The sequence below is a fragment of the Photobacterium sp. 1_MG-2023 genome, assembly GCF_030547945.1.
In the GTDB taxonomy this organism is placed as follows: domain Bacteria; phylum Pseudomonadota; class Gammaproteobacteria; order Enterobacterales; family Vibrionaceae; genus Photobacterium.
This window is the reverse complement of record NZ_JAUORR010000030.1, coordinates 40,476-50,401: the sequence shown is the minus strand read 5'-3', so window position 1 is coordinate 50,401 and position 9,926 is coordinate 40,476. Positions and strand designations below refer to the sequence as shown.

The 9,926-nt window shown below is 49.7% G+C and carries 9 protein-coding genes; 3 read left to right on the top strand and 6 right to left on the bottom strand.

Annotated features, from left to right (window positions below):
• Positions 1 to 5: 5 nt before the first annotated feature.
• Genes Q4579_RS19570 through Q4579_RS19555 form a run of 4 tightly spaced genes read right to left on the bottom strand, consistent with a single transcriptional unit; the run spans position 6 to position 2,530 of the window.
• On the bottom strand, positions 6 to 314 hold the full coding sequence (locus Q4579_RS19570; RefSeq protein WP_303566439.1) for a hypothetical protein: 309 nt from the start codon (positions 312 to 314) through the stop codon (positions 6 to 8).
• Entirely contained in the window at positions 314 to 2,095 is a 1,782-nt protein-coding gene (locus Q4579_RS19565) for a replication endonuclease (RefSeq protein ID WP_303566438.1), read from the bottom strand. The genes Q4579_RS19570 and Q4579_RS19565 overlap by 1 nt, the downstream gene beginning before the upstream one ends.
• Complete coding sequence (locus Q4579_RS19560) at positions 2,095 to 2,283, bottom strand: hypothetical protein (protein ID WP_254589102.1); 189 nt, start codon at positions 2,281 to 2,283, stop codon at positions 2,095 to 2,097. The genes Q4579_RS19565 and Q4579_RS19560 overlap by 1 nt, the downstream gene beginning before the upstream one ends.
• 10 nt (positions 2,284 to 2,293) lie before the next feature.
• Complete coding sequence (locus tag Q4579_RS19555; protein WP_303566436.1) at positions 2,294 to 2,530, bottom strand: hypothetical protein; 237 nt, start codon at positions 2,528 to 2,530, stop codon at positions 2,294 to 2,296.
• A gap of 122 nt (positions 2,531 to 2,652) precedes the next feature.
• Here Q4579_RS19555 and Q4579_RS19550 point away from each other — a divergent pair, with 122 nt between their 5' ends.
• Both Q4579_RS19550 and Q4579_RS19545 read left to right on the top strand, forming a co-directional pair.
• Positions 2,653 to 3,432 (top strand): S24 family peptidase, encoded by a 780-nt coding sequence (locus Q4579_RS19550; RefSeq protein ID WP_303566435.1) that lies wholly within the window; start codon positions 2,653 to 2,655, stop codon positions 3,430 to 3,432.
• Positions 3,429 to 4,439: a tyrosine-type recombinase/integrase gene (locus Q4579_RS19545; protein WP_368502008.1), complete on the top strand. Its 1,011-nt coding sequence runs from the start codon at positions 3,429 to 3,431 to the stop codon at positions 4,437 to 4,439. The genes Q4579_RS19550 and Q4579_RS19545 overlap by 4 nt, the downstream gene beginning before the upstream one ends.
• A gap of 140 nt (positions 4,440 to 4,579) precedes the next feature.
• On the opposite strand, the gene Q4579_RS19540 is transcribed toward Q4579_RS19545, so the two are convergent.
• Positions 4,580 to 5,374, bottom strand: coding sequence for a THxN family PEP-CTERM protein (locus tag Q4579_RS19540; protein ID WP_303566434.1), 795 nt, complete (start codon positions 5,372 to 5,374; stop codon positions 4,580 to 4,582).
• A gap of 375 nt (positions 5,375 to 5,749) precedes the next feature.
• On the opposite strand from Q4579_RS19540, the gene Q4579_RS19535 reads away from it, so the two are divergent.
• On the top strand, positions 5,750 to 7,057 hold the full coding sequence (locus Q4579_RS19535; protein WP_303566433.1) for an oligosaccharide flippase family protein: 1,308 nt from the start codon (positions 5,750 to 5,752) through the stop codon (positions 7,055 to 7,057).
• Positions 7,058 to 7,120: 63 nt separating this feature from the next.
• Here the strand turns inward: Q4579_RS19535 and Q4579_RS19530 are convergent, their stop codons facing one another.
• Positions 7,121 to 9,877, bottom strand: a complete 2,757-nt coding sequence (locus Q4579_RS19530) for an immune inhibitor A domain-containing protein (protein ID WP_303566432.1) — start codon at positions 9,875 to 9,877, stop codon at positions 7,121 to 7,123.
• Positions 9,878 to 9,926: the final 49 nt, after the last annotated feature.

Below are 9,926 nucleotides of genomic sequence, written 5' to 3'. Positions count from 1 at the left end.
GGTTCTTACTCATCTTCGCCCCCGGCCAGTTGTGCCAGGCGGGCTTGCACTTCGGCCCGATAGCCGGCACGGGCTTTTGCGCTGATCCCGTCGAGCATTTCCAGCTTTTCGAAGAAGTCACCCGGCAGGCCGATCGCCTCCAAGCTCAGGGAGCCGCCGCTGAACATCACGGCAGACACCTTTTTCACCAGCACTTTCATATCCAGCGCCTTGAGCTTTTCAATCTCCGCTTTCACCTCCACAGACAGGGCTTCAGCGGTCTCAATGGCTTTCTCAGCATGGCGTAGCTGTTCGGTGGTCATGGTTTGAATCATCACAGTTCTCCTCTGGTCATTACGATTCGGTTGTTTGCCAGCTTGAGCTGGCAGTCTTTATCAATTGGCACTTTGGCCCCGGCCAACAGGGGTTTTATCAGGCACTGCACCCCGGCAAGGCTCCATCCGGTCACCCGTTGAAGGTGCTCTCCGAGCTGGGAGTTACAGTTATTTTCAGTGCTCCAAGGGGAGCCGCTCCGCGACTCTAAAAGCGCCCCCAACTCAGACTTTTTCACAAGTCGGTAAGTCTCGCTGCAGGTCGCAATGAAGGTGCTCACCCCTTCAGAGATCCAGTGAAAGCCGATGGCTTTCTTCACGGTCTCGCCGTACTGGTTTTGTTTTTCTTCATAGGCCAGCCGGGCATCGGTGGCGAGCTGGCAAAACAGCGACCACTTGGAGGAATCCGCCGCCTGTCGCAGGGCTTCGAGTTTGGGATCAATGCGGGTTTGCTCTTCCGTGGCCCGGCGAAGATGACGCCACAGGGACACAGGTTCACCGCCGAACTGCTGGAACTGGCGGATACGATGTACGGACGCCCACGCCCGAACCCGAAAAGCGCTTTCTTCGGCTTCGGTTTCCGGCATGTGCTGGCCGTTGATGTTTTTGGAAACGTACTTCGCGATGTACGCCGTTGCACCGCCCTTGGCCGGGTCGGCTTCCTTGACGTCAAAGCGCGGGGAAATGTCCTGTCCCAGCTCATCCCGGTCTTCAGCAGTTGCAACGCCGGAAATGATGTGAATCAGGGTGTCTTTGTCTTTCGGGTGGCAGAACAGGAAGTAATGGCCGTGACTGGTGCCGTCCTTGTGGGGCTCAGCCACGCGAAAGCCGAAGTAATGAATGTCTTCTTTGGCAATCAGGGCACGGGCCTGTGCCCATTGCTGCATCAGGTTCCCGTGGCCTTCTTTGACGCTCGCGCCGTTCCACTTCTTCGAGTTGCGGTGATATTTGCTTGGCAGTGTCCATGTCAGGAACAGCGCCGTATAGCCCAAATCCTGCGCCAGCTCTTCAAAGCCACGGGAGCGCACCATCATTTCAATCCGGCGGTTTTCCGGGTTGGCCGTGGTCCGTTTGATCACTTCTTCAAGGTCGAAGTGCTCCCCGGTGGCTTCGTTGTAAACGACGGTGTTCTGAATGAACCGCTCCGCTTCACGCTGCTTGTTCTTCCAGTTCTGGAACGACGGATAGGAAATGTATTTCGACTGGTGCCCCTTGTCGCCAACGCGCTCAAGGGCAATCTGTGCATACTCGATGTACTGGGAACGCAGATGCATCAGACGGCGCTCAATCCATTCTTCGGACTGCATTTTCAGCGTTGCAGCCGTCAGGATCTGCTCTGCGCGTTCAATCTCCACCTTGCCACCGGGCAAAACAGGCGGGTTGACGGAAATGGCGCGCAGGTTCTCAGCCAAGACTGAATAGATGTGCTTCATCGCATCCAGAAAGCTGTCAAAAACCTGCGGGTCAATGTCCTGCATTGCCTGCATATTCTCGTCAGCGACCAGACGGGCCAGCTTTCGCACCGCCTCATCTTTCATCAGGACGTGGTGAGTCAGGCGCTCAGACTTGGCCCGGTTGCGGAAATCCACAAAGGAAAACTTGTCTTCGATGAAAGGCGCGACTTTCAGACCGAACTTGACCGCCTCATCGGCGAAGCGGTCGAGATTGTCGCGGGTAGCCCCGCCGCGCTGCTGGCGGCTGGCTATTTTGGTGCGGATATCCTGACGGACGATTTGCGGGAGACGCTTCAAGAAATGACGAGTAAAAACAGTACCGTGTTGCATTACTCTTGAACCTCATAACAGCCGGACGGTGTACATTTGTAATTCAGCGGGCGGGGTGTGTAGGTGCGCTTTCGTATCCCGTGCTTTTCCCGCAATTTGCCCAGCAGGAACCGGGCACGCTGGCGTTTCTTCGGGTCAGGATTGACCATGCCAGCCATGTCAGGACAAGGGGCGTGAATCGGATCCATGGTTGCCCCCTTAAATCGCTGATTTCCAATCTTGATACTGTTCAGCCTGCTCTAAAGCCAGAATTTCCAGTGCTCTCATGTTGATAAAGTTCAAACCGCGTTCGTGTCTTTCACGTTTCAATAAAGGCAACATGCCCCGTTTTATCTGGCCTCGAACAGCATCAAGTGTCTGCCCGGTTATCTCTGCATACATCTGAGGTGTTACAAATGGTGCATAATGTTGACGGATGTTGTTTTCTGATTTCATTTTTTCACCTATCATTACCTTTCGTGTGCGTTATTCGTTGGAATCAAAATTGGTTACCTTTGATAACCTTTACGCATTAACTCACGATAACCCCATCTTGTCAATAATGGAAATGATTGGTTATGAAGGAATGGTATTTAACAACTGAGTTATGCTTGCTGGACAGCATGCCGAACAGCAGACAAGCAGTGGCAGCAAAAGCGATAAGAAACAACTGGTTAAGAAGAAAGGCTCAAGGAAAAGGAAGTGCCATTGAGTATCATATTTCGAATTTGCATGAAGAGACACAAAAAGCACTTATAGAGAGATATGGAACGAAAGTCGAACAATCGAACTGTTTAGAGACCATAGGGAAACTAAAGGAGGCCGGAGAGAAATACAGGGAAATAGAGTACACCAAGCCTTCTTTGTTCAAAGAGAAGCCACAAAAGCCAGAGCCGAATGCATCGGCCATTTTTGAAGCACTACCTGTTCAGGAGTCAGATACCATTGATATTCCTGAGTTTAATGTCCAAGCCGCCGCTGGTGCGGGCTGCCTAAGCAATACTGAGTATCAAACAAGCGTGTTTACCGTATCAACAGCATTAGTCAAAAGTCTTGGTCTACTCCCCGAATATTCAGCCATTGTCTTTTGCTCTGGCGAAAGCATGCTACCAACAATGGACGACGGTGATCGAATCCTTGTTGATACCAGAGAACTAACTGAGCCTGTAAAAGATGGCGTCTATGTCATTCGCATTGATGAAATGGTTTATGTAAAACGCCTGAAATGGAACATTCTGAACCAAAGCTACAGTGTAGTTTCCGATAACCCAAGCTATGACGATTTCGAAGTAGCAGGCGATGATCTCAAACGCCTTAAAATCATTGGCCGCGCTGCTATGGTGATGAGGTCACTATGAGCATCAAAAAAGATGGTGATAAATGGCTGGTCGATATCAGGCCAGCCGGGAGGGACGGCAAACGCTTCAGGCGGAAATTTGATAAAAAGTCAGAGGCAATAGCTTACGAAAAACATATCCTAGCAAAAGAGCATAACAAGGAATGGCTCGGCCCCCGTGTTGACAGCAGAAAATTATCTGAACTAATTGAAATTTGGTGGAAAAAATCTGGCCAGTTTAAAAGGACTTCGGAAAATTACCGACAGAAGCTTGAGCTCATATGCAATGAATTAGAAGATCCTGTAGCCAGCAAACTTGATTTTAGAATGCTCTCCGATTGGGTCCAAACCCGACAAGAAAAAGGTCAACAGCCCGCAACAATTTGCCGTCTGATAAGTACAGTGAGTAATGTCTTCACTGTGCTTATCTCTACAGGTGATTTCAACGGTCCTCACCCAATCAAAGGGTTTAAGCTTCCACAAATTACCCAGAAAGAGATGACTTTTTTAACTGAAAGCCAAATTCTAGAATTGCTGGATGCAGTCAAGCACAATCAAGAACTTAGAAAGGCAGTTGAAATATGCTTAGCAACCGGCTCTAGGTGGAAAGAAACAATCACATTAAAAGCAACTAATCTTATGCCTTATCGCATTCGCTTCACCAATACAAAAACTGGAAAACCAAGAACAGTACCTATTAGTGAAGAGCTTTATCATCGCATTTATCCACAATCCGGAAGCGATGTATTCTCATCCGATCCACAAGCCGAACTGTACGGCATCTTGGATAAACTTGATTTTGGCTTACCTAAAGGTCAAAAAGCTCATGTTCTGAGGCATACATTTGCTAGCCACTTCATTATGGGAGGCGGAAGCGTTCTAACACTTCGCGACATCCTAGGCCACGCGAGTATCTTGCAAACCATGACTTACACTCACCTAGCACCGGATCACCTCGTTGATGCGGTGAGACTCAACCCTCTAAGTAAATTAGAAAATAAAGCGTCCACATTATGCCCACACCCATGACCCACCATAACCTTTTATCACTTCAATAAAGGTAAAAAATCGAGTAAAAACAGCGATATATACTTTGCTCGACTATCAATAACCAAAAAGTAAGGCGCGTAAAGCGCCTTGAATCAACCGATGTCAAACTTCGTGACAGCTCATCGACGACGGCCGAAACGACGGCGGATTGCCGCAAAGCCCAGTAACGAAGTAGCCAGGTAGGCTAAACTGGCGGGCTCAGACACCGGAACGCTGATATCTGTTGCCGAGATATTGGCAATGATGGTGGCGAAATTCGTGTTTTCTTCAATCGTCTGAAAACTTTCAGCATACATCCCGTTTGCGAGGAACCCCTGAATGTTGATGGTGTAAGCAATATTATCAACCACAATGACATCGCTGAACTGCGCTGTGGTCACTGTAATGATATCTGCGCACCCATTAATATTCACACCGCTACCATTTGCCATGCCATTCGCACATGGGTCTGCGACATTGTTGGTTTCGTTATGATTAAAATTAAACACGAACTCAACATCAATGGGGGGCGCACCATCAATCGACACCGTGGTGTTAAGCTGTAAATCCGCAGACAGCAAGCTGGCCCATCCTGAACCTGCATTGATAATATTATTCCGGTGGGTAAACATCCCTAAGGTGAAATCTGTACTTGTGCCCGCATCGGTATCAAGCATGGTCGAAAACCCAGGCATTGAAGCAAAGTCATAACCACTTTGCTGCCCATTACCATTCACATTCGGCACCCCCCAACGCAGTAATGGGTTCGTTGTATTTGCACCCGATGTGGTTGGCTGACCACTTCCCGCCGTTGCCGATGGATTAATCCAAGCTCCGGTGAACCCACCAAACTGAACGGTGACGATATCTGCATACGCATTTCCGGCAGCAATCAGTGACAAACCTAACAGAGTTGATTGAATCAGACGTTTCATGTTCGCTCTCCTTTTCAATGTGCATATTCGATGCAATCCATGTGTTACAAAGAGCGTGCCAAACCTGATTCACCGCGACGGACCTCTGGTTTTCCTGACGTTCGATTTGGGGAAAAGCTTCATTAAAGCAACCCGTTAAAATAAGTTCTGCTGCCACACTACATTTTAAAACGCCATGGTCGTCAGGATTTAAAATTAAGAATCCAGTCTCAGAATTCAGCCAAATGTAAAATTCGCTGACACTTTCCCTGACATAAGAAAGCCACATGTTCCCAAAAATTGCGCTCAAAACCGCAACGCTGTTCGTATCATCCTTTGGCACAGGCATACTTCTCTTTTATGCTTGCTTGAACATCAGCCCAAAGAGTGATTTGAATGGACGCAACCACTTTTCCCCGTCAAACGCAAACGGCCTATCTGAAATCCGGCAGCTTGATCATGCTGGTGAGTCTGTTATTCGGATTTGCAGCCGACTATGGATTTAATCTGGTTCTGAGCCGTGTGTTATCCCCTCACGCCTACGGCGACTATAAAGTTGCTTATGCGTTTGCGGTGTTATCCAGTGTTGTGATTTTGCTCGGCGGCGACAGAATTGCGCCCCGAATGCTATCAGCGGCAATCGTCCAAAACGAAACCGGGTATATTTTCTCGTTTGTCCGTTTCTATGTCAGCCTCTCGCTGATGTTGTCGGTGATTCTGATCCTGGCCACTTATTTGGGAGGCGTATTCCATCTGGGAGCGACCGATCCCGAAGCGCATCATCCCATGTTGCTGATGTCATTCTTTATTCCCGTGATTGCATGTGGTGCGCTGCTCAGCCGGGTTCTTCAATCTGCCAAACTGCTCGCCTTATCAAACTTGCCCTGGCGGGTGGCATTACCTTTACTGAAAATGGCAGCCATCGTCGTCCTGTTGTTCGTGATGCAAGAGGTCCAACTCTGGCAGGTTATCGTCTCCGGCGGAATTGTGGCGACCGCAATCGCGTTATGGCAATGGCGAAAAACCCAGTCGCTCGGATTACTGATTTACCATCCAGACACAGCAGCGCTCAAAGAAAAACGTCAGCTCCTGTCGTTATCCGTTCCAATGATGCTGGCGATGCTGATCACAATGGCACTCAATCAGATTGATTTGCTAATGCTGGAAGCACTGGCCGAGGAACATCATGTTGGTTATTTTGCGGCGGCGGCAACGACAGCGCATCTGTTACCCGTCGCGCAGGTCACCATTGCCGGGATCTTTCTGCCCTTATTTGGCACGGCCATGGAATCATCCCTTGCTCAGGCAAAAAAGCTGTTCTGGCAGGCCCAGAAAATTATTCTGGGTGTCATTGTCACACTCGCCTTAGCGGGTTTTGCAGGCGGTGACAGGTTACTTTCCTTTTTTGGACCCGATTTCCTTGCAGCAGAACCGGCGCTTTATTGGTTGATCGGTGCTTACGCACTTTGGGGCGTCAGCGGATTAGCCTCAACCTGGCTGCAATATACCAACCGGGGCCGAGATGTTGTCGTCATTGGTTTAATCGCGCTGATCACAGATGCCGGGCTGAATGTCTGGCTGATTCCGGCTTATGGCATTCAAGGCGCTGCAATCGCCACCTTTGTCTCAATGCTGATGGCTGGAGCCTGCGTCTGGTACCGATTCTTTTCACCGGTGACGACTGATCCGGTAGCCACTGAATAATCAAATAAAAAAAGCGCAATCCCTCAGGATTGCGCTCTCATTCTATGGCTTACGAACGTTGAATTACAGGTTGACCTGAATCACTTTCGTTGTGATAGCACCCTCATTATCCATGATGCGCAATGTCACTTCATGCGTGCCATAGCTTGGGAAAATCGAGGTAAAGATGCGGCCTCGTTTTACCTTACCGTTCGGCAGTGTCCACTCAGTATCCACAATACGGCCATCGCTATCTGAACTGGTTGACCACATGGTCACCCAACGACCCAGATGAATATACTCTGCACTCGCTTCAGGCAGTGCATTCGGCGCTTCAACTGTCACAGTATAACTGTAGGTATCGGTCGCGCCTTTATCATCGGTCACCTTCAGGCTCACGGTATAGCTGCCTTCCTGTGCATACTGCCAGCTCGGCGCAGCTTCATTGCTGTACTTACTGTTGCCGAAGTCCCACTGATAGCTGATGATTTCACCATCGGTGTCGACGCTCAGGTTGGTTGCAGACACAGACAAACCGTCCACATTCAGCTCAAAGCTCGCCGTCGGCGCCTGATTCTGATCCGCCACTTTCGACAGACGCACCACGCCGTACTCGTTGTTCTGATCCTGCTCGACAACGTCGATCATCAGACCAAACTCCGTCAGCTTGCGGCCAGAATCCGGTGACATCGGAGAACTGTAATCTTCAGCATCCGAGAAGTTCGCATTGCCAATCAGGCTCATGTCTTCCAGCACATCACCGGTTGCATCGACCAGACGCAGTGGTGCCTGATCGTTCAGCGAGAACGCAGCGTCACGAACCTGGAAGCGGGTCTGCGCTGCCTGACCTGAATTCGCCCAAACCAGCGCATTCTGATCCGCATCGACAACACCTAACCAACCTTCACCCGGGTGTTTACCCACCCAGTTATCTGTCATGGACTCATCCACGTACCAGACAATCAGGCCCGGTTCGAATGACATGAGCTGACCCATACGTTTGATGTTCGCCAGGCCTTCATCCACACCCGTATGATTCCGCCATTGCAGCAGATAATAATGTGCAGCGTCGTGGAAGCCATCAGACAGTTTGTAACCGTTAAACGCAAACGTCGAACCACTTTCGCCATTATCAATAGCAGTCACTGCACCGTCTACATCCAGCACCAGATTGTCCAGATACAGACCATCCATCGCCAGACCGCCATCGGTCACATAGTCAAATCCCAATGTAACCTGCTGACCTGCCCACTGGCTCAGATCAAACTCAGCGTCGATCCAGCCGTTTGAATCACCCCCGATCCCAGGGACCAGACCTGTGTTATACGGGTCATCCATCGAGGTGATGTTCCCGCTCACTGCCTTGCCATTGATCAGCACACGCGCGAAATCGTAGTCTTTCTCAATCTGATACCAGACTTTGAATTTCAGCGTTGCTTTCGTTCCCGCCGGAATCGTCAGCGTACGACTCATGCCGTTCCGCAGATCATCGCCTTTTCCGGAATGGAACGAATACTGACCTTCAAATGGCTTCAGTGTTTCAATCCGCTTGCTTGGCAGCGTCACTTTCACCATGTTTGGCTGGGTATTATCCGTGGTCTGATACAGCTTGAATTCGCGAGGCGCATTTTCCAGCTCGTGAATTGCAACTTCCTGATTGTTGACCCACTGGCCGCCAATCGACTGCTGCAGGAATTGCTTCGCCCAGGAGCTGAAGGCTGTCGGTTGCGTGCCGCCAATCTGGCCTGCCCAGCTACCGGAAGACATGATGGACCAGTAAGACACCGGCTCACCCTGACCTGTGTATTGCGTGTCGTACTCATCCGGCAGACCCAGGTCATGACCGTACTCGTGAGCACAAACCCCAGCGGCCGCATCAATGGGCTGAATTGTGTAGTCAAACGCAGCGTACTGGCCATTGAATCGGCCCGGTACATTGCTCTTGGTGCCCGACAGCACATGATACTGACCCAGATTAAAACGGTGAGACCAAATCGCATCCGCACCCAGTACACCACCACCCGCTTCTTCGCCCACGGAAGAATGGAACACCATCAGGTGGTCAATCACACCATCCGGTTCACGGTAGTTGCCATCGCCATCGTAGTCGTAACGATCTTCAACATCGTAATCGGCCAGATTAATATTCGGATCCTGCGCCAATTGATTCAACGCTTCACGAACCAGCTCCTGTGCATTCAGGTCGTTATCTGTCGTTGGTGAGTTTCCACCATAGAATGCAGCATTCTTCGATGCACGATACCAGCCAGCGGCTTGCCCCATGACAGAATAAGAATGGCCGGACTCCTGTTCGTAGAACTGACGCATAGAAATCAGGTTCTCGCCGTTCGGACCGGTATAACCCGCACCGGAGAACAGCAGATCCTGATAATGATCAGGCAGATAGCTGTCATACAGCATTTCAGTGTGTTCTTTGGTCAAGCGATTGTCATTCCAGGGTAAGTCCGGAAAATCAATCAGCAGGGCCAGTACTTTGTCGGTGCGCTTTTCACCCATTTCCAGCGCAAAGACATTCGCACGTTGTTTGCCATTTGTTTTCTGGATGGCTTTCAGAACCTTCGCGCGTTTTGCTAAAGCTTCTTTGCCAAACTGAGCATCACCTTTAAATCCGGAACGGATTTTATTTTCAAGATATTTATCTAACGCTAAATGCTTTTCTTCTGCGGTTGCATTCGCATCAACCACACCATTTCGCACCAGCATTTCGATTAATTTATCTTCATTCACCACACCCATGTCAACCGGTGTATGCGCATAGCCACTGCCACTAAATAAAGTGAACATTGCTGTTGCCAGCAATGTTTTCTTCATATGTTTCATTTACTGTCCTTATTTATATTTTCCATCGTTAAGTTGTCAAAACCCCAGC

Bases quoted from the DNA above. Each gene is read 5' to 3' on its own strand.
- Q4579_RS19560 (WP_254589102.1), bottom strand. From the start codon at position 2,283: ATGGATCCGATTCACGCCCCTTGTCCTGACATGGCTGGCATGGTCAAT.
- Q4579_RS19540 (WP_303566434.1), bottom strand. From the start codon at position 5,374: ATGAAACGTCTGATTCAATCAACTCTGTTAGGTTTGTCACTGATTGCT.
- Q4579_RS19530 (WP_303566432.1), bottom strand. From the start codon at position 9,877: ATGAAACATATGAAGAAAACATTGCTGGCAACAGCAATGTTCACTTTA.
- Q4579_RS19535 (WP_303566433.1), top strand. From the start codon at position 5,750: ATGGACGCAACCACTTTTCCCCGTCAAACGCAAACGGCCTATCTGAAA.
- Q4579_RS19555 (WP_303566436.1), bottom strand. From the start codon at position 2,530: ATGAAATCAGAAAACAACATCCGTCAACATTATGCACCATTTGTAACA.
- Q4579_RS19565 (WP_303566438.1), bottom strand. From the start codon at position 2,095: ATGCAACACGGTACTGTTTTTACTCGTCATTTCTTGAAGCGTCTCCCG.
- Q4579_RS19550 (WP_303566435.1), top strand. From the start codon at position 2,653: ATGAAGGAATGGTATTTAACAACTGAGTTATGCTTGCTGGACAGCATG.
- Q4579_RS19570 (WP_303566439.1), bottom strand. From the start codon at position 314: ATGATTCAAACCATGACCACCGAACAGCTACGCCATGCTGAGAAAGCC.
- Q4579_RS19545 (WP_368502008.1), top strand. From the start codon at position 3,429: ATGAGCATCAAAAAAGATGGTGATAAATGGCTGGTCGATATCAGGCCA.